Here is a 17,203-nt window from a genome sequence, read left to right as displayed (position 1 = left end):
AGAGCCCCGATGACGACGAACCCCACCCTGGCCGACCTGGCCGAGCGTGCCACCGCGAACCGCACCCGCCCGGCCTACGGCCACGACGCGCTGATCAGCTGCGACCGTCTGGTCCGCATCTTCACCGCCGACGGCGTGGAGGTCCAGGCCCTCCAGGGCCTGGACCTGCTGGTCCGCGAGGGCGAGCTGATGGCCCTCGTCGGCGCGTCCGGCAGCGGCAAGTCCACCCTGATGAACATCCTCGCCGGGCTGGACACCCCCACGGCCGGCGCGGCCCGGGTCGGGGATCACGACCTGCTCGCCATGACCGCGAAGGACCGCCTGCGCTACCGCCGCGAGGTCGTCGGCTTCGTCTGGCAGCAGACCTCCCGCAACCTGCTCCCCTACCTGACGGCGGCGCAGAACGTCGCCCTGCCCATGCAGTTGTCCGGCGCCCGTGGACGCAGCCGCCGCGCCAAGGCCGAACGCGCCCTGGAACTGCTGGAGTTGCTGGAGGTCGGCCACTGCCGGGACCATCGTCCGCACCAGATGTCGGGCGGCCAGCAGCAGCGCGTGGCGATCGCGGTGGCCCTCGCCAACAACCCCGCGGTACTGCTCGCCGACGAGCCCACCGGCGAACTGGACTCCCACACCGGCGAGCAGGTCTTCGCCGCGTTCCGCACCGCCAACGAGCATCTGGGCACGACCATCGTCATCGTCACCCACGACCAGGCGGTCGCCGGCGAGGTCCGCCGCACGGTCGCCATCCGCGACGGCCGCACCTCCACCGAGGTGCTGCGCCGCAGCGAGGTGGACGCGGCGACCGGCGACGAGAAGCTGGTGAGCCGCGAGTACGCCATGCTCGACCGGGCCGGCCGTCTGCAGCTGCCCGCCGAGTACACCCAGGCCCTGGGGATGCGTGACCGGGTGGCGCTGGAACTGGAGCCCGACCACATCGCGGTGCGGCCGGACGACAGCGAGGGAGGCTGAGCCGCCGCGTTCAGCGGACGCTGACGTCCAGGGAGCCGAGTCCGGCCTCCGCCCGCCGTACCGCGATCGAACCGTAGGGGGTCCGCAGCCGCAGCCACGTCCCCGACGACAGCAGCGCGAGGTCCTCCTCGCCGGAGGCCGCCCGGGGCCTCGCGGAGTCCCCCTCGCCGACGGCGGCGGGGGGCCTGAGGAACCGCAGCGACTGTGCCGCGTGCACGGCGCGCACGGGCAGTTGGGTCTCGCCGACCAGCCGGGACCAGATCTCCCGCCCGATCCGGTCGAGTTCGGCGCGCGTGCGGTGCTCCTGCGCCAACTCCCCCGTACGGGAGCGGAACTCGGCGACCGCGGCGGCCACCGTGGCACCCAGGACCCCGGCCGGGGGCAGCCCCGGCTCCGCCCGCCAGCCGCCGCGCGGCGGCAGCACGCCCGCCCACGGCGGTCCGGTCACCGCCGCCGGGACAGCGGCCGTGGCCGCCGACTCGTCGACGGACTCCAGCAGTTCACCGGCGGAGACGGTCACGTCGAGGGTGGCGTCCGGGTCGTTCCGGTACGGCTCGGCGAGCCGCACCGTGCGCACCGCCAGCACCTCGAAGGACGCCGGCCGTCCGAAGACGGCGAGCGCCGTGCCCGACGCCTGGAGGCGCACCGCGGCGGAACGGTCGTAGTGCAGCAGCCGGGAGAGGAAGGCGGCCAGGTCGGCCGCCTCCGTCTCGTCGGCGAGGTGGAGGGCCGTCATGCGGCGACGGCCTCCTCCTTGTCGCCCGCGACCGCGGCGTCGTCACCGGTGCCGGCGTCGTCGGTGTACTCCTGGAGGAACTCGCGCTCCTCCGCGGTGATCCGGCGCGGACGCTGCGCCTCGAAGTCGAACGGCACGATCACCGTCGAGGCGCGGACATAGATCTGGTCGCCGTCCTTGACCTCGTAGGTGAGGGTGAAGGACGCCGCCCTGATCTCGGTGACCCACAGCTCGACGTCCACCGGCGCGTGCCGGTGGACGAGCTGGCGCTTGTAGTCGATCTCGTGACGCGCCACCACGGACCCCTGCTTGAACTCCTTGTCCGGGCGGAACAGGAAATCGATGCGTGCCTCCTCCAGGTAGCGGAGGAACACCACGTTGTTGACGTGGCCGTACGCGTCCATGTCCGCCCAGCGCAGCGGGCAGCGGTAGATGTGGCGCATCTGCTTCGATCAGCCCCGGGTCAGCTTCTTGTAGGTGGCGCGGTGCGGCCGTGCGGCGTCCGGGCCGAGCCGCTCGATCTTGTTCTTCTCGTACGACTCGAAGTTGCCCTCGAACCAGAACCACTTGGACTCGCCCTCGTAGGCGAGGATGTGCGTCGCCACGCGGTCCAGGAACCACCGGTCGTGGGAGACGACGACGGCGCAGCCGGGGAACTCGAGGAGCGCGTTCTCCAGGCTGGACAGGGTCTCGACGTCGAGGTCGTTGGTCGGCTCGTCGAGGAGCAGCAGGTTGCCGCCCTGCTTCAGGGTGAGCGCCAGGTTGAGGCGGTTGCGCTCACCGCCGGAGAGCACACCGGCGGGCTTCTGCTGGTCCGGGCCCTTGAAGCCGAACGCGGACACGTACGCCCGGGACGGCATCTCGACCTGGCCGACGTTGATGTAGTCCAGCTCGTCGGAGACGACGGCCCACAGCGTCTTCTTCGGGTCGATGTTCCCGCGGCTCTGGTCGACGTAGGAGATCTTGACCGTTTCGCCGACCTTGATGCTGCCGGAGTCCGGCTGCTCAAAGCCCTGGATCATCTTGAACAACGTGGTCTTGCCCGCGCCGTTCGGACCGATGACGCCGACGATGCCGTTGCGGGGCAGCGTGAAGGAGAGGTCGTCGATGAGGACCTTCTCGCCGAAGGCCTTGCTGAGGTTGTTGACCTCGACGACGATGCTGCCCAGGCGCGGGCCCGGCGGGATCTGGATCTCCTCGAAGTCCAGCTTCCGCATCTTCTCGGCCTCGGCGGCCATCTCCTCGTAGCGGGCCAGACGCGCCTTGGACTTGGCCTGCCGCCCCTTGGCGTTGGACCGCACCCACTCCAGCTCGTCCTTGAGCCGCTTCTGCCGCTTGGCGTCCTTCTGGCCCTCGACCTTCAGACGGGCGGCCTTCGTCTCCAGGTACTTGGAGTAGTTGCCCTCGTAGCCGTGCAGCCGGCCGCGGTCCACCTCGCAGATCCAGCCGGCCACGTTGTCCAGGAAGTACCGGTCGTGGGTGACGGCCACGACGGTGCCCTCGTACTTGGCCAGGTGCTGCTCCAGCCAGTTCACCGACTCGGCGTCGAGGTGGTTGGTGGGCTCGTCGAGGAGCAGCAGGTCGGGCTGCTCGAGGAGCAGCTTGCACAGCGCGACACGGCGGCGCTCACCACCGGAGAGGGTGGTGACGGGCCAGTCGCCGGGCGGGCAGCCCAGGGCGTCCATGGCCTGCTCGAGCTGGGCGTCGAGGTCCCACGCGTTGGCGTGGTCGAGCTCCTCCTGGAGCTTGCCCATCTCCTCCAGCAGCGCGTCCGAGTAGTCGGTGGCCATCTGCTCGGCGATCTCGTTGAACCGGTCGAGCTTGCCCTTGATCTCGGCCACGCCCTCCTGGACGTTCTCCAGGACCGTCTTCCCCTCGGTCAGCGGGGGCTCCTGCAGCAGGATGCCGACGGTGTAGCCGGGCGACAGGTACGCGTCACCGTTGGACGGCTGCTCCAGCCCCGCCATGATCTTCAGCACGGTCGACTTACCGGCACCGTTCGGGCCGACGACGCCGATCTTGGCACCCGGCAGGAAGTTCAGGGTGACGTCGTCGAGAATCACCTTGTCGCCGTGCGCCTTGCGCGCCTTGCGCATGGTGTAAATGAACTCAGCCAAGAGAAACCGTCCGGCAGCTTGAAATCAGGCAGTGGGCAGATACACCCCATCTTGCCGTACCGCCACCCCTACGCGGAAACCCGTGCGGTCGGGGGGCTCTGACCTGGGGTTTCGCTGCTGGCGGCTGGCGCTGGTCTGTCACTGCCGGTCGTCATTGATCAGCCTCGGGCACCCTCGCACGGCCCACGGACGGCCCGGTGGCGATCACTTTGCACACAGCAGGATGGGTGGTCCGCTGGAGGAGCTGCGTTTCGGACGCTGATCTTTTTCGTCCGCGGAGCGCCCTCAAGTAAGCCGCTGTGCTCTGAGCGGTCACGGTCAACCTACGTCCAGGACGCTGGTCGCGCGGTCATGGCGGACTGCCGGCGGTTGGCTGTGGTTGGCCCTGGAGGTTGCTGTACTCCGCTGCTGTACAGCAACCAGCGCCGGCTCCGGGCGTTCGTGCCCGGGCCGGAACGGGCGGAACCGTGCGGCGGACGCCGTGCGTTGTGAGGGGAAAGGGGGGCCGATGGACGCGGGACTGACAGTGAGCGAGCAGATCGTGCTGCTCGGGCTGGACACGCGGGACGGTACGCCGCGGGAGCAGTTGAGGGTGGGATGCGCCGTCGCGGCGGCACCACTGCTACGGCTCGTGCTGTCCGGCGGGGTGGTGGACCGCGACGGTCGGCTGGTCGCCGTACAGCAGCCTTCGGAGGAAGATCCGTTGGCGTCGGCGGTGACCGGGCAGATACGGCAGCACCCGGAGGCGAAGCCCCAGGCATGGCTCCTGGCCGTACGCGACCAGGCCTTGACGGCCGCCTACGACGGCCTGCTGGCGAAGGGCCTGGTTCGCCGGGAGGGCCGCAAGATACTGGGTGCCTTCGGCTCCCACCGCTACCCGGTCACGGACCTGTCGGTACCGGCCGCGCTGCGCGGCGAACTGGCCGCGGTGGTACTGGCCGGAGCATCCCCGGCACAGGGGACGGCAGAACTGATCACCCTGCTCCACCACGCGGGCCTGCACGACCTGGCTCTCCCCGACGAGGGCCCGGCGAAGACGGTCCCGCGCATGGCGGAGGTGGCGGCCGGCCTGGGGCCGACGGAGACGGTAGGCAGAGCGGTATCGGCGGCCCTGGCCGCAGTGGCGGTGATCTTGTCTTCCGTACCTGGGGTGACGGGGTGAGGGGTTGCCTTGAACATCACGACCGCGCCCAGCTTGGTGAACGTCCCGCGTTCACTGGCACGGCCGAACCGCAGTGATCAGTGATCAGGGTTTCCCTGCCGAGTACGCACAGGTCACAGCCCTGATCACCATTCGGACATCCGGCACGCGGGTGCGCGCTCAGGCCTGTTCCAGGGCGTCGCCGAACTCGCGCAGGGTTTTGCCGCGATGGCTGCGGGCCAGTTCGTGGCCGACGGCGATGGCGAGCGCGACCGGCCATTCGATGAGGTCGAAAGCCGTGAGGAGGCCGAGGCCCGCGAGGTAGGCGAGCTGGTCCCGCGGCGGCAGTTCGAAGCGGAGACCGCCCAGGGAGACGGTCACCGAATCGCCCGAGACGACCCGCTCGGCCGCGGCGCGGGCGCCGTGGGACTTCGTGATCGGAGCCGGTGCGCCGGCAGCCGCCGTACCGGAGTCCGTCCTGCTCGCTCGCACGGTCATGTCACACCCCGTTCAACGGCCGGTGCCGGGCATCCGCTCGATGTCCCCCCACCACGCTAGATCAGTTCCCGGCGCCCTTCCTCTTGTGGACGATGCTCAGGGCCGTGGCACCCAGAACCAGCAGGCTGAGGCCGGTGGCGGCGATCAGCGGGGTGGTGCTGGTGCCGCCGGTCTCGGCGAGGTTGGGGTTGGGCGAGGTGCCGCCGCCCGCCGTGACGGGGGTCGGTTCTCCGACGGTCTGGGTCACGGCGCCGCCCGGGCTGCCCTGGGTCCGGCAGTCGAGGACGCCGGCGAAGCGCTCCGCGTGGCCGCCCGGGCCCCTGATCGTGAAGTCGTAGGCCTGGTCCTCCTGGAGCGGGATGGTGATCGTCTCGGACGCCCCCGCGGCGATGCTGTAGCGGGTGTCCATCAGCTCGAAGGTGAACGGCTCGTCGCCCTTGTTGGCCGCGGTGATGTCCAGGGCGCCCTTGGCGCAGTTCTTCACCGCGGACAGGGCGGGTATCGCGCCCTCGGCGGCCCAGGTCGCGCCGCTGGTGGCGGCGACCGTTGACTCGCTGGAACCGGCCAGGATCTGGGTCTGGCTGCGGCTGTCGGAGGCGAAGGCACGTCCGACCGGCACGGAGGTGGAGGCCTGCGCGGTCAGCGTCGCCGAGCCGTCCCCGGCGTCCTCGGGCACGTCGAAGAACACCTGGCTGCCGTCCCTGGCGGACGTGATCTCCTTGCCGTCCTTGCCGACGATCCGCACGCCGCTCGTGGCGGCGCCCGCGGGAGGTGTCAGGGTCACGCTGCTCGCGTTGGTGTGCACGGTCACCGGGCCGACCCGCTCGCCCGGACGACCGGAGACGGCGGGCGGGTCGAGGGTGAGCGAGGCCCGCGGCTCGGGCAGGGCGCGGGCGCTCTCCTCCAGGTAGTCCGCGAGCTTCTCGGCCCGTGGGTCGGCCGCGTCCACGTCCGCGCCGTCGGAGTAGCGCCATATGGCCACCTGGGTGCCGGCCGCCGCGTCCTGCTCGGTGAGGTTCCCGACGCCGGCCTTGGCGGCGAGCGCCGCGAGATCATTGACCTGCGGGTAGGAGTTCTCCAGGATCCAGCGGATCTTCCCGGCGTTCTTGTTGGCGGCCAGCGAGGTGCCGCTCCAGGGCGTCTCCCGGTACTTGGCGTCCCGCTGCGTGGGGTTGTGCACGTCGATGCAGTAGGTCTGCAGGGTCCCGCCGCCGTCGACGGACATCTCGAACAGGCCCGCGGAGACCTGGTGGTCACCGCCGTCGTCATGGATGACGGCGGTGCCGTAGGTCTTCAGGCCGCCGATGGTGGCGGTCGCACCGCCCGGACTCTGCGGCATGTCGTCGGCGGCGGCCGGGCCGGCGGCGGCCAGCACACCGGCTGCGACGAATCCGGAGACCAGGGTGGCGGCGGCGAGCCGGGCCGTCCCCCGCCTGCGCGCGGACGGCGCAGAGTACCAAGCACACACAGAATTCCCCTTCGAGCGGGACCCGTTGACGTGGGGGTCTGGTCCCACCGGCAGAAACCTCAAAGCCCAGAGACAAGCCCAGAGAGCTGTGTCCGGCATCCTATGGATCCCGCACACCAGGACTTCGCTGTCGTATCGTCAGATCGCCGATCCGAATCGCAATCGTTATCGCCAAGATCACCGGGGCCCCTGTGAGCGGGGCTCGTCGAGGAGTCCCCTGGGGAGTTCCCGGGCGCATCCCGGGCGCGTACGCCGATGAGCGGCAATGACGACCGGCAGTCCGGCCGGAGGGCTCGGCACACTCCCTTCAGCACACCGCCGCGACCGGCTCCGGCTGTGGCTCCGGCTCCCGTGGGACCTCCGAGTCCGCGACGGCCGCCTCCCACGCGGGCTCCGGCCGCGGCGGCGGACTCGCCGTCTGCGGCTCCGTCCTGGCCGTGCGCCGGAAGGCCGACGTGCCCCGCGCCAGGTCGTGGCCGATCGCAAGGGCGTCGATGTCCGCCCAGGTCCGGCTGGTGCCGTCGCGGCTCTCGGTACGCACCTTCAGCCTGCCCTGCACGATGACGGGGTCGCCCACGGTCAGCGACGCCACCGCGTTGGCGGCGAGCTGGCGATTGGCCCACACCGTGAAGAAGTTGGTGTGGCCGTCCGTCCAGGCGCTCTTCTCCCGGTCCCAGTAGCGCGAGGTCACCGCCAGCCGAAACCGCGCCGAGGCGCCCGAGGGCAACTCCCGGTGCACCGGCTGCGTCGCCACGTTGCCCACGGTGCACACGATCGTCTCGTTCATCGTCGAATCCCCTCCCTCGCCCGGCCGCTCGGTCCGGGCGGACACGCGTACGGGCCCGTCCCGTACGGCTGCCTCTGCCGTGACGACCGCGTCCGTCGCGATCGCCGCGGAACCAGAGTGCCTCCGTCCGGGCCGAGCCCGCCGAGCCCTGTGGACCACCGCCTGCCTGGGGAAAACTCCGTCACCCTCGCGGGCGATGACCGCCCGTCATCCGACCCCCGCTCCCCGCACCAGCGCGTACTGCTCCCGGACTTCCCGGTACCGCAGGAGTTCCGCCGCCACCGGATCCAGCACCCGGGCCCGGCCGCACCCCGAGGCCGCCTCCCGTAGTCGGCGCTCGGCATCCTGGCCGTACCGCCGTGCGGGTCCGCGCGCCGCGATCCGGCAGCTCCACTCCACGAGCGGCCCGCCCACGATGCCGGCCAGCATGAGCAGCACCGGCATCCCCAGGTTCGGCGCCGTCACCCCGACGATCTGGCCCACCAGCCACAGACCACCGGCGACCTGAAGGATCGTCATCGCCGCCTGCACGAGCACCGCGAGGGGCCACCAGCCCGGGCGCGGCGGCCGCCCCGAGGGCAGCCCGGCCCGCGCCGCCAGCTGGTCCAGCGCCTCGGGCAGCCCGTGCGCACCGCGTACGGCGGCCTCACGCACGGCCTGCGCCCACGGCCCCGGCATGCCTGCCGAGGCCTGGTCGGCCACCGTGCGCACCGCGTGTTCGACACGCTGACGCGCGGTGGCCTCCTCGTCCTGCTGGTTGCGCAGCAGGAACCGTCCGGTGGGCGCCTCGCGCCGGATCCGGCACCACCGCCACAGCCGCAGCCAGGGCGTGCCGCAGGCCTTGTTGGCGTTGCGCAGCCAGGCCCGCTCGGCTGCCTCGCCGGCGGCGGTGGCGCCCACCGCGTCCGCGAGCCGGGCCGCGAACTCCTCGCGCGCCTCCTCGCTGAGCCCGACGTTCGACCGGGCGGCGTAGACGGGCCGCAGGCGCTGCGCCGCGGCGTCCACGTCGGCCGAGATGCGCCGTACGGCGGCTCCGCGCTCGGCCACGAACTGACCGAGCGCCTCGCGCAGTTCACCGACGCCGTGCCCGGTGAGCGCGGACAGCGCGAGCACGGTCGCGCCCGACTCGCCGTACTCGCCGAGGGCGATCCCGTCCTCGTCGAGCAGCCGTCGCAGATCGTCGAGGACCTGGTCGGCGGCCTCGCCGGGCAGCCGGTCGACCTGGTTGAGGACGACGAACATGACCTCCGCGTGGCCGGCCATGGGCCGCAGGTAGCGCTCGTGGAGGACGGCGTCGCCGTACTTCTCCGGGTCGACGACCCAGATGACGGCGTCGACGAGCCGCAGGATGCGGTCCACGTGCTCGCGGTGCTGCACGGCCGCCGAGTCGTGGTCGGGCAGGTCGACCAGGACCAGGCCGCGCAGCTGCGGGTCGGCGTCCTGGGCCTGCACCGGGCGCCTGCGCAGCCGACCCGGGATGCCGAGCCGGTCGATGAGACTGGCCGCCCCGTCGCTCCAGCTGCACGCGATGGGCGCCGCGGTGGTCGGCCGCCGTACTCCGGTCTCCGAGATGGCGACGCCGGCGAGGGCGTTGAACAGCTGGGACTTGCCGCTTCCGGTGGCGCCGGCGATGGCGACGACGGTGTGCTGCCCGGAGAGCCGGCGCCGCGCCGCGGCCTCGTCGAGGACACGGCCCGCCTCCGCGAGGGTCTGGCTGTCGAGCCGGGTGCGGGACAGGCCCACCAGCTCGCGCAGCGCGTCGAGCCGGGACCGCAGCGGTCCGTCGTACGCCAGCGGGTGCACGCCCGGCTGCCGGGCGGTCCGGGGCTCCGCGGGTACGAGTTCGGCAGTGGTGTCCGTCTCGGCGGCACGGCGCGCGATCAGCCCGTCGTCCCAGGCGCCCTCGGCCTCCGTACTCCTCCATGTGCCGTCGTCCGTCCCGCGCGCGTCGCAGTCGTCGTGCTCCACGCGCGCGTGGGCGGCGGCGACCTCCTTCATCATGGTGACCTGCCCGGTCACCAGGTGGTCGGAGGCGGCCGCCCCAGGGACCCGGTGGCCCTTGGCGTCCCCGGACGTCGCGTCTCCGGCCTCGGGCACTCCTTCGGCGCCGTGGCCGCCCTCGGCCCTGGCGTCTGCCGCCCTGTCGCGCATCCAGGTCTCCCCGCTCGCCCTCTCCCCACCCGGCCCTCCGTCCGTCTCTCCGTCCCTGAGGACGGTGCCCTGCGTCTGATCGGTGTGTTCCGTTCGGTCCTGGTCAGTGACGGCGGTCACCGGTCACCTCTCCTTCAGCAGTACGGACAGCGCGGCGATGAGTTCGGCCTGGGGCTCGGGGTGTACGCCGAGGGCGTCCAGCGGGGCCAGACGGCGCTCGCGCTCGGCGTGGATCACCCGGTCCAGGTGTTCGGTGAGCAGCCGCCCGGCGCGGTCGCGCAGCCGCAGTGCTCCGTGCGCGCCGATCCGTTCGGCGAGGCCCTCCCCCGCCGACCGCGCCCGGCGGCCTCCCAGCAGTCCGGTGGCGGCCAGGGCGGCGACGGCCTCGGCGTCCGGCGCGATGTTCCGGTCCAGCCGGCGCACCTCGTCCTCGGCGTGCTCCTCCAGCTCCCGCCGCCAGCGCCGTACGGCCAGCCCGATGCGTTGCTCGGCGCTCTCCGAGGCGCGGTCGCGGTCGGTGAGCCCCGGCGCCGTGGCGGCCTGCTCGTGCCGCCAGGCGTCGTCCACGCGCTCGTCGGCGGCGGTGACCGCGCACAGCAGCAGGGAGCCCAGACTCTCCACGAGCGCGTCGAGCAGTTCCCCGGCGGAGCAGTCCAGGGGGAAGGCGCGCCACCTCTTCAGGGCGTCCCCGGCGAGCACCGCCCCGGCCTGGAGCCGTCCACGCACGCGCGTGTGCTCGCTGTCGTAGGCGGTCTCGACGGCCGAGGTGAGCCGCAGCGCGGCGGCGTACTGGGCGGCGGCGGCACCGGCCAGCTCGGGCATCCGGGACTTCAGCGAGTCGAGGAGTCCCTGGGCCGTGCGGGCCATGACGTACTGCCGGGCCGCGGAGTCCTGGGTCTGGTGGACCAGCCAGGTGCGCAGCTGCGCGACGGCACTGGCGGGCAGCAGGCCCCCGCCCCAGGCCGACTCGGGCAGCTCGGGCACGGTGAACCGCGGTACCTCGCCGAGTCCGGCCTTGGTGAGCAGTGCCCCGTACTGGCGGGAGACCTCGGAGGCGACCTGGTGCGGCACCCGGTCCAGCACGGTCACCAGCGTGGCGTCGTACTCCTTGGCCGTGCGCAGCAGGTGCCACGGGACCGCGTCGGCGTACCGGGACGCCGTGGTGACCATGACCCAGATGTCGGCCGCGCAGATCAGCTCGGCGGCCAGGACGCGGTTGTCGGCGATCAGCGAGTCGACGTCGGGCGCGTCGAGGAGCGCGAGACCGGGGGGCAGGGTGTCGACGGTCTCCACGCGCAGCACCCGGGAAGGGGTGCTCTCCTGCATCAGGAGGTCGTCGCCGGCGGGGTCGCCTCTGGGCACCCACACGCGCGTGAGGTCCGGCAGGACGCGCATCCCACTGAACCAGTGGTGGTCCTCCGGATGACAGACCAGCACCGGGGTCCGTGTGGTCGGCCGCAGCACGCTCGCCTCGCTGACCCGCCGTCCGACGAGCGAGTTGACGAGGGTCGACTTCCCGGCGCCTGTCGACCCCCCGACGACCGCCAGCAACGGCGCTTGGGGCCTTCTCAGCCGGGGCACCAAGTAGTCGTCGAGTTGTGCGAGCAGTTCGTCGCGGTTGGCACGCGCGCGCGGAGCCCCCGCCAGGGGCAGCGGGAAGCGTGCGGCGGCGACACGGTCGCGCAGGGCGGAGAGTGCGTCGAGCAGCTGAGGCCGTACGTCCAAGGTCACCACATGCGAAGAATGCCCAATTTTAGGGGAATTCTGAAGCATATGAGCATGTCTGCGCGCCGATTGGACACAACGGACGGAAGGGACGACTGGGACGCGGGTACAGTCCAGGCATAACGAGTGCACAACACCAGGTGCGCCGGACGTCAAAAGCGATGCACGATTCGTACCCGCCTGCGATTATCAGGACCGCTTCACCGAACCTCCACATTGAGCCACGGAGGCGAAGCAACCGGGACATGGATCCGGGAGCCCTATCCTTGTCCCCGGCGATGTCACGGATCAGCCCCCACCAGGGCACCGCGACAGAGGCCACCACACCAGGCCCCCGTAGCTCAGTGGATAGAGCAGGCGCCTTCTAAGCGCTTGGCCGCAGGTTCGAGTCCTGCCGGGGGCGCCAGTCTCCGCCCTCCCTCCCGGGAGGGCTTTTCGCTGGTCAGGCCGGGTTTCACCGCACGCGACGAAGCCCCGGGCACTCCCCCGACGATCATGGGAAGGCTCCGGGGCTGTCCGGCTGTCACCGGGTTTTCGCGGGTGGCCGTGTCGAATACGTGTCGAAGTTCTCAGCCGGCACGGTCAGCCGACGTCCGGCAGCTCCGGGAGATCCCCCGCGGCTTCGAGCCGCCTCTTGAGGTCGGGAAGCTGCCCCTCGACACAGCGGGCGTACGTGGCCAGAAGCACCGGGACACTGTTGCCGGCCCAGTCCGCCACCTGAGCGGGCGGTATCCCGTCGTTGAGCCACTTCGTCAGGCGCGTGTGCCGGTTGTCGTACACGCGCCTGCCCGTCGGCGACTCGAAGACGTGGGGAGCCAGCACCTCCTTGCGCGCGCCGTGCCAGGCCCGGCGGATGACGGAACCCGCGAGGATGCCGCCGTTCTCCCCCTGGAAGAGCAGGTCACCCGGCTGGAGCAGCTCGTCCTCGATGTGCTGCCGCAGGATCCGCGTCAGAGCGGGATGCCCCGGCACGGTGCGAGTCTCCCCCTCGGCACGGCCCTTCAGATCGCGCTCTTCGTGGATCTTCCCCGTGTCGGTCCACTGCTTGCCGACCTCCGGCGTCGCAGTGTGGATCAGAAGTTCACTCCACTGGTCCTCGGCACCAGGAGCGGGCAACGTCACATCTTTCACCCGAATGGCCACTGCTTCCTCGGGACGCGGACCGCAGTAGTACAACGTGGCGAAAAACGCGTGCAGGCGCTTGCCTCCGCGCGGCCGGCGCCGGATCCAGTCGAGGAGTGCCGCGGCCTGGTCCGGACCCATCAGCGACCGCTTGTCCACGGCGTTGGTGGTCCTGGTGGCAGCGGTCGTGTCCTTCCCCTTGGGGAGGGGGTTGTCCCGCAGGATGCGCCGCCGCATCGCATGCTTCATGGCGACGTTGAGGATCCGGCGATGCCGCTTGCGTGACCATGCGGCGGCCTGCCTGCCGTCGAGACGTGTGTCGAGGGCTCGTAAGACCTCGTCGACCTTGTCCGGGTCCTCCCAGGCCGAGACGGGAAGCGAGTTCCGCTCCACCCACCTGAGGATGCTCTCCACGTCCCGGGGAGCCGCGCCGCGCCGGTTCGTGTTGAACGCCCATTCGCGCAGGGCGGTACGCACCGCAGCGGGTTCGAACTGGGCCGGCTTGACACGCAGGAGCGCCACGGTGGTCGCGGTCAGGGTCTTGGCGAGGTTCTTCCGGCTGTTGCCGCCGAGTTGGGCCCAGCGCGCGTCCACGTACTCGACGGCGAACTTGTACCAGCTCATGGCGGCCGACTTGGAACGATGCGATACCGGCAGGCCGGTCGCGATGACGAACGCCTCGCCCTTGCCGGTCGCCGTGATGAGCTCGGAGCGGAAGCCCTCGGCAAGCGCGACAGTGCCGAACGGCTCACGCCAGCGCTTGCCCGCCACCACCCAGCGCACCGTGTAGGTGGTCTTCCGGGCGCCCTTGTACGTGAGGATCTTGTAGATCTTGACCTCGTACGTCGTCTCCATCAGGCGGCGTCCTCACGGTCGTCGAGCCAGTGTTCGAGGTCGCTCCGCCGGATCCTGAGGTCGCCGTTCGGGAGCTTGATGCAACGCGGGGCACGGCGCTTCGCCCGCCAGTCGTAGAAGGTCGAGCGCGAGATGGCCAGTTCCTCGCAGACCTCCGCGAGGGTGAGCATGGTGCGCGATCGGGTGGCCGTGGTCATGTCGTGCTCCCTTCGCCGAGCAAGGCCTCGCGGGCGGTTTCGCGGTTGAGTTGGAGGTCGCGGGCGATGGTGGCGGCGAGGGCGGATTCGCCGGGGGTGTGGCCGTGGCCGGCGTACTGCCAGTCAGCCAGGACCAGGACGGTGTCCGGCTCGGTGTCGTCCAGGCCGAGGGCGGCGTGTTCCTGGGCGGCGCGGTAGTCGGCGCGTGCCTGACGGAGGGCGCCGAGGGTGGTGGAGTAGCGGCGTGACTTGGAGGAGAAGTGGCCGCGGAAGCCGAGCATGTGCGCCCAGGCCCACAGCCGCCGGTCCGGATACAGCGGGTCAAGTTCCTTGCAGGCCTTGATGAGGCGCCGGGTGTGGTCCGGGACCTGGTGGCGGTCGAGTTCGGCGAGTTCGCCGATGCGCCGGTCGAGGGTGCCGGTGTTCTCCGCGGCTTTGGTGGCGTACTTGGCGACGTAGGAGGCGACAGCCTGTTCGGTGATCTCCGAGCCGTCCCCGAACGCCTTGATGGGCCGTACGTCGAGCTGGGTGCCCCAGCGAAAGGTACGGGCGGGTTCCTCGTCGGCGGCGGGGACGGAGACCGACGTATAGGAGTGTGCGGCGGCGGCCCGGATCGCGCCGGTGAGGAGGTTGACCGTGGCCCAGGCCGGCGGCGGGGTTTCGGGGCCCTCCGGTCCGTCGAGGCGGATCACGGCATGGAAGTGGACCGCGCCCCGCTTCTGGAACTCCGCGACCTTGCCGTACGACAGCCGGGCGCACTCTTTCAGCTCCCGTTGCGTGATGCCGGCGCGGGCGGCGACCTCCCGGCGGAGCCGGTTGGTGAAGCGCTGCCAGAGTTGCCCAGCATGGTTGTTGAACAGCACGGCGCCCGCGTAGTCGTACGTGCTCGGATCGAGGGCGGTGCCGAGCGCGGGATCCTCGGCCGGGTGTCGAGTGCCGCAGCGGCAGACGCCCCGGTCGGGCCGGTTGTGGACTGCGCCGAACGAGGGTGCCGTCAGAGTGGCGAAGACGCGGGGGTGATCGCGAACGGTGGCGGGGATGTCGCGGCGGTCGTCTCCAGCTAAGCCCGCACGGATGAGGTGGTACGTGTCGCCCGCGTACGTCCAAGCGCAGGACGGACAGCGGGAGGCGCGGCGGTTGCCGCAGGCGACGCGGAGCCGTCCGGTCGGCTCAACCTCGGTGGAGTAGTGGTGCAGGGTCTCGCCGGTGGTCTTGTCCTTGTGGAGCACCCAGCCGCGGAGGTGGATCGGGTCGGCGCAGCCGCCGGTACGGCGAACCTGGTCTTCCCAGCGGTCGAAGCCGGGGGACCCCGCCACCCTGAGGATGTCCCCGAGAGTGATGGGGTCCAGGTCCGCGAAGGTCGCGATGTCGGTCACGCGGCACCGTCCGAGGTGGTGTCGGTGATCAGGTCGAGCGCGGAGGCAGCTTCCTCGGCGGCACGGGCGAGAGCGCGCAGGGCACCGGCGGTGCCCGGTTGGGCAAGGAGCGCGATGTCGATCAGCTCGCCGCCGATACGGAGGCTGACGAAGCACTCGCCGTCGGGCGTGCTGTCGAACACGGTCACACGGCTGGTGGTGTCCGGCTCCAAGTGGGCCGAGATGGTGATGGTCTTCACGCGATCACCGCCCGGTACGGACGAGGACGATCCGTCGCGGCGACGGGGCGCAGTCGGGCATCATGGAGCTTCCCTTTCGGGTCCGTTGGATCTGGAAGGTGGAAAGGCGCCCGGGGCGGACGAGACTTGGCGGTTGAGACCGCCCCGGGGGCCGCTCAGCGGTGCTTGCGCGACGAGCCGATCAGCGAGCGCAGAACCACGGCGCAGACGGCGACCGAGGCACCCGTGATGGCCACGGCCAGGAGCATGGAGACCAGGACCGCGCCGACGGCCAGGACCGCGGCGGTGCCGCCGCCGACCAGGGCGAGCGCGGTGCCGGGCGTGAGCTGAACGGCAAGGCGGGACGGTGTCGCCGTGGCGAAGGCGACCGGCGGCGGGACATGGGCAGCCGCCGGGATGTGGGCGGCCGGGGTGACGGCAGTCGGCTCGATGACGACGGTCGGTATCACGATGCCGGTCGGCTGCGGCATGGTCGGGAGCTTGGGCCGGAGCATGAGCGGATCTCCCTTCTCGGGTTACTTGACGGCGGTGTTGATGACGGGGGCGAAGAGGCTGTCTGCGAGGAGGTAGCCGCCGAGGAGGAGCACGGCGACGAGCCACCAGGGCGGGCGGATGAGCTTGACGCCGAGGACTCCGACGCAGAGGAGGGCGAACCAGAGCGGGACGTCCATGTCGGTGATCTCCGTCAGTTGACGCGGCAGCGGTGGGTACGGGCGGCGAGCTGCGCGGCGGACTGGCTGGAGTAGTCCGAGGACCAGCCGCAGCGGTCGTTGGTGCACACGGCGGCGTGCTTGGTCTGGCCGGTGCGGTCGCGGTGGGTGCCGATCTGCACCGGGCCGATGCGCATCACGGAGTGGAAGAAGTCACGGGAGGGCATGAGCTGTTCTCCTTGTCGGTCAGGCGAGGTGGGCGGCGATGGTGTCGGCGAGCTGGGCCGGTACGCCGAGACGGGCGCGCAGGGTGTCGGTGTCGATCTGGGCACCGGTTCGGGCCTGGTGGTCGGCTGCGACCTTCCGGGCGTGGTCGACGAGCGCGGCCGGGACCGGCAGGGCCGGAAGTGATGCCGGGGCGACGGCCGGGAGGACTGGGGCGGGGTCGTCGGCGACCGGGGTGACCGGGGCCGGTTCCGGCTCGGCGACGGCGGCCGGTTCCGGCTCGATCTCGGGCTCAGCCCCAGGGGCCGGGTCCGGGGCGGCAGGCGCCGGCGGAACCGGTGACCGGTCCCCAGCGGAGTGGACGAGGAGGGTGCCGCCGAGGAAGGCGAGGGCGGGCCATCCGGCGATGCCGAGGCGGAGCAGGGCGGGCGGGTCGGCCAGGTCTAGGAAGCCGGCGGTGGCGACGTTCGCGCCGAGGGAGGCGAACAGCGCGACCACGAACCAGCACCAGGCCAGCCGGGACGGCCCGTCGGAGCGGAGCCGACGCCAGGCGGCGACCAGGAGCAGGTCAACGCTGACCGGGTAGGCCCAGGCTTTCCAGCCGTCCTGACCGGCCGCGGCGGCGAGGTCGTGCAGGTGGGCGAAGGACAGGGCGCCGGCGATGACGGCCTGCACGAGGACCGCGTCGACCCGGAGGACGGGGCGGGGGGCCATCAGGCGTCTCCGCCGGGGTAGTCGGAGCCGTCCTCGGGGTCGTAGCCGGGCGAGAAGGTGCCGGGCGGCGGCTCGGGCAGCGAGGCGGCCAGGGACGGACTGACGGCGTCCACGAAGTCGAGGTCGGCGCCGGCCATGTCGGCATACAGGGCGAGTTGCCCGAGGAGGAGCACGGTCCGGGCGAAGTCATCGCAGTCGGGGCACATGGTGGGATCTCCCTTCTACGGGCGTGG

19 protein-coding genes and 1 tRNA gene are annotated in these 17,203 nt (G+C 71.5%); 3 read left to right on the top strand and 17 right to left on the bottom strand.

Annotated features, from left to right (window positions below; genetic code table 11):
* Positions 1-9: 9 nt before the first annotated feature.
* On the top strand, positions 10-969 hold the full coding sequence (locus TNCT6_RS20500; protein ID WP_141360810.1) for an ABC transporter ATP-binding protein: 960 nt from the start codon (positions 10-12) through the stop codon (positions 967-969).
* Between the two features lie 10 nt (positions 970-979).
* Here the strand turns inward: TNCT6_RS20500 and TNCT6_RS20495 are convergent, their stop codons facing one another.
* The 3 genes from TNCT6_RS20495 to ettA are packed head-to-tail and all read right to left on the bottom strand — an operon-like array spanning position 980 to position 3,822.
* A complete protein-coding gene (locus TNCT6_RS20495) occupies positions 980-1,705 on the bottom strand; it encodes a hypothetical protein (RefSeq protein WP_141360808.1) in 726 nt (241 codons plus the stop codon).
* Positions 1,702-2,148, bottom strand: coding sequence for a thioesterase family protein (locus TNCT6_RS20490; RefSeq protein ID WP_141360806.1), 447 nt, complete (start codon positions 2,146-2,148; stop codon positions 1,702-1,704). The genes TNCT6_RS20495 and TNCT6_RS20490 overlap by 4 nt, the downstream gene beginning before the upstream one ends.
* Before the next feature lie 9 nt (positions 2,149-2,157).
* Positions 2,158-3,822, bottom strand: a complete 1,665-nt coding sequence (ettA, locus tag TNCT6_RS20485) for an energy-dependent translational throttle protein EttA (RefSeq protein WP_141360804.1) — start codon at positions 3,820-3,822, stop codon at positions 2,158-2,160.
* A gap of 508 nt (positions 3,823-4,330) precedes the next feature.
* On the opposite strand from ettA, the gene TNCT6_RS20480 reads away from it, so the two are divergent.
* Positions 4,331-4,984, top strand: coding sequence for a GPP34 family phosphoprotein (locus TNCT6_RS20480; protein WP_141360802.1), 654 nt, complete (start codon positions 4,331-4,333; stop codon positions 4,982-4,984).
* 159 nt (positions 4,985-5,143) lie between these two features.
* Here TNCT6_RS20480 and TNCT6_RS20475 read toward each other — a convergent pair whose 3' ends face one another.
* The 5 genes from TNCT6_RS20475 to TNCT6_RS20455 form a co-directional block, all read right to left on the bottom strand.
* Complete coding sequence (locus TNCT6_RS20475; RefSeq protein ID WP_216372788.1) at positions 5,144-5,461, bottom strand: hypothetical protein; 318 nt, start codon at positions 5,459-5,461, stop codon at positions 5,144-5,146.
* A gap of 61 nt (positions 5,462-5,522) precedes the next feature.
* Entirely contained in the window at positions 5,523-6,929 is a 1,407-nt protein-coding gene (locus TNCT6_RS20470) for a Cys-Gln thioester bond-forming surface protein (protein ID WP_253266170.1), read from the bottom strand.
* Positions 6,930-7,236: 307 nt separating this feature from the next.
* Positions 7,237-7,716, bottom strand: a complete 480-nt coding sequence (locus TNCT6_RS20465; protein WP_141360798.1) for a single-stranded DNA-binding protein — start codon at positions 7,714-7,716, stop codon at positions 7,237-7,239.
* A 207-nt stretch (positions 7,717-7,923) separates the two neighbouring features.
* Positions 7,924-9,987 carry a YfjP family GTPase gene (locus TNCT6_RS20460; RefSeq protein ID WP_141360796.1) on the bottom strand — a complete coding sequence of 688 codons (2,064 nt, stop codon included), beginning with the start codon at positions 9,985-9,987 and terminating at the stop codon, positions 7,924-7,926.
* A gap of 3 nt (positions 9,988-9,990) precedes the next feature.
* A complete protein-coding gene (locus TNCT6_RS20455; protein WP_141360794.1) occupies positions 9,991-11,601 on the bottom strand; it encodes a dynamin family protein in 1,611 nt (536 codons plus the stop codon).
* A 321-nt stretch (positions 11,602-11,922) separates the two neighbouring features.
* Here TNCT6_RS20455 and TNCT6_RS20450 point away from each other — a divergent pair.
* Positions 11,923-11,998 (top strand) — tRNA-Arg (locus tag TNCT6_RS20450).
* 176 nt (positions 11,999-12,174) lie between these two features.
* Here TNCT6_RS20450 and TNCT6_RS20445 read toward each other — a convergent pair.
* The 9 genes from TNCT6_RS20445 to TNCT6_RS20405 form a co-directional block, all read right to left on the bottom strand.
* Positions 12,175-13,569, bottom strand: coding sequence for a site-specific integrase (locus TNCT6_RS20445; RefSeq protein WP_141360792.1), 1,395 nt, complete (start codon positions 13,567-13,569; stop codon positions 12,175-12,177).
* Entirely contained in the window at positions 13,569-13,766 is a 198-nt protein-coding gene (locus TNCT6_RS20440; RefSeq protein ID WP_141360790.1) for an AlpA family transcriptional regulator, read from the bottom strand. Before TNCT6_RS20440 ends, TNCT6_RS20445 begins: the two co-directional genes overlap by 1 nt.
* Positions 13,763-15,142 carry a replication initiator protein RepSA gene (gene repSA, locus TNCT6_RS20435; RefSeq protein WP_141360788.1) on the bottom strand — a complete coding sequence of 460 codons (1,380 nt, stop codon included), beginning with the start codon at positions 15,140-15,142 and terminating at the stop codon, positions 13,763-13,765. Before repSA ends, TNCT6_RS20440 begins: the two co-directional genes overlap by 4 nt.
* On the bottom strand, positions 15,139-15,381 hold the full coding sequence (locus TNCT6_RS20430; RefSeq protein WP_141360786.1) for a hypothetical protein: 243 nt from the start codon (positions 15,379-15,381) through the stop codon (positions 15,139-15,141). Before TNCT6_RS20430 ends, repSA begins: the two co-directional genes overlap by 4 nt.
* 155 nt (positions 15,382-15,536) lie before the next feature.
* Positions 15,537-15,875: a SpdD-like protein gene (locus tag TNCT6_RS20425; RefSeq protein WP_141360784.1), complete on the bottom strand. Its 339-nt coding sequence runs from the start codon at positions 15,873-15,875 to the stop codon at positions 15,537-15,539.
* A 21-nt stretch (positions 15,876-15,896) separates the two neighbouring features.
* Complete coding sequence (locus TNCT6_RS20420) at positions 15,897-16,052, bottom strand: hypothetical protein (protein WP_141360782.1); 156 nt, start codon at positions 16,050-16,052, stop codon at positions 15,897-15,899.
* Positions 16,053-16,066: 14 nt separating this feature from the next.
* The gene (locus TNCT6_RS20415) at positions 16,067-16,258 is read right to left on the bottom strand and encodes a mobile element transfer protein (RefSeq protein ID WP_141360780.1); all 192 of its coding nucleotides are present in this window, start codon (positions 16,256-16,258) and stop codon (positions 16,067-16,069) included.
* Positions 16,259-16,277: 19 nt separating this feature from the next.
* Positions 16,278-16,970: a DUF2637 domain-containing protein gene (locus TNCT6_RS20410; protein ID WP_141360778.1), complete on the bottom strand. Its 693-nt coding sequence runs from the start codon at positions 16,968-16,970 to the stop codon at positions 16,278-16,280.
* Positions 16,970-17,176, bottom strand: coding sequence for a hypothetical protein (locus tag TNCT6_RS20405; RefSeq protein WP_141360776.1), 207 nt, complete (start codon positions 17,174-17,176; stop codon positions 16,970-16,972). Before TNCT6_RS20405 ends, TNCT6_RS20410 begins: the two co-directional genes overlap by 1 nt.
* Positions 17,177-17,203: the final 27 nt, after the last annotated feature.

Origin of the sequence: Streptomyces sp. 6-11-2 (genome assembly GCF_006540305.1) — a bacterium.
GTDB lineage: Bacteria > Actinomycetota > Actinomycetes > Streptomycetales > Streptomycetaceae > Streptomyces.
Note: the sequence above shows the minus strand (reverse complement) of the source record. Positions and strands in the feature narration are given on the sequence as shown.

Excerpts from the sequence above, each read along its gene's own strand:
- TNCT6_RS20500 (WP_141360810.1), top strand. The coding sequence starts at position 10 with ATGACGACGAACCCCACCCTGGCCGACCTGGCCGAGCGTGCCACCGCG.
- TNCT6_RS20495 (WP_141360808.1), bottom strand. The coding sequence starts at position 1,705 with ATGACGGCCCTCCACCTCGCCGACGAGACGGAGGCGGCCGACCTGGCC.
- TNCT6_RS20490 (WP_141360806.1), bottom strand. The coding sequence starts at position 2,148 with ATGCGCCACATCTACCGCTGCCCGCTGCGCTGGGCGGACATGGACGCG.
- TNCT6_RS20480 (WP_141360802.1), top strand. The coding sequence starts at position 4,331 with ATGGACGCGGGACTGACAGTGAGCGAGCAGATCGTGCTGCTCGGGCTG.
- TNCT6_RS20475 (WP_216372788.1), bottom strand. The coding sequence starts at position 5,461 with ATGACCGTGCGAGCGAGCAGGACGGACTCCGGTACGGCGGCTGCCGGC.
- TNCT6_RS20465 (WP_141360798.1), bottom strand. The coding sequence starts at position 7,716 with ATGAACGAGACGATCGTGTGCACCGTGGGCAACGTGGCGACGCAGCCG.
- TNCT6_RS20445 (WP_141360792.1), bottom strand. The coding sequence starts at position 13,569 with ATGGAGACGACGTACGAGGTCAAGATCTACAAGATCCTCACGTACAAG.
- TNCT6_RS20440 (WP_141360790.1), bottom strand. The coding sequence starts at position 13,766 with ATGACCACGGCCACCCGATCGCGCACCATGCTCACCCTCGCGGAGGTC.
- TNCT6_RS20425 (WP_141360784.1), bottom strand. The coding sequence starts at position 15,875 with ATGCTCCGGCCCAAGCTCCCGACCATGCCGCAGCCGACCGGCATCGTG.
- TNCT6_RS20420 (WP_141360782.1), bottom strand. The coding sequence starts at position 16,052 with ATGGACGTCCCGCTCTGGTTCGCCCTCCTCTGCGTCGGAGTCCTCGGC.
- TNCT6_RS20415 (WP_141360780.1), bottom strand. The coding sequence starts at position 16,258 with ATGCCCTCCCGTGACTTCTTCCACTCCGTGATGCGCATCGGCCCGGTG.
- TNCT6_RS20410 (WP_141360778.1), bottom strand. The coding sequence starts at position 16,970 with ATGGCCCCCCGCCCCGTCCTCCGGGTCGACGCGGTCCTCGTGCAGGCC.
- TNCT6_RS20405 (WP_141360776.1), bottom strand. The coding sequence starts at position 17,176 with ATGTGCCCCGACTGCGATGACTTCGCCCGGACCGTGCTCCTCCTCGGG.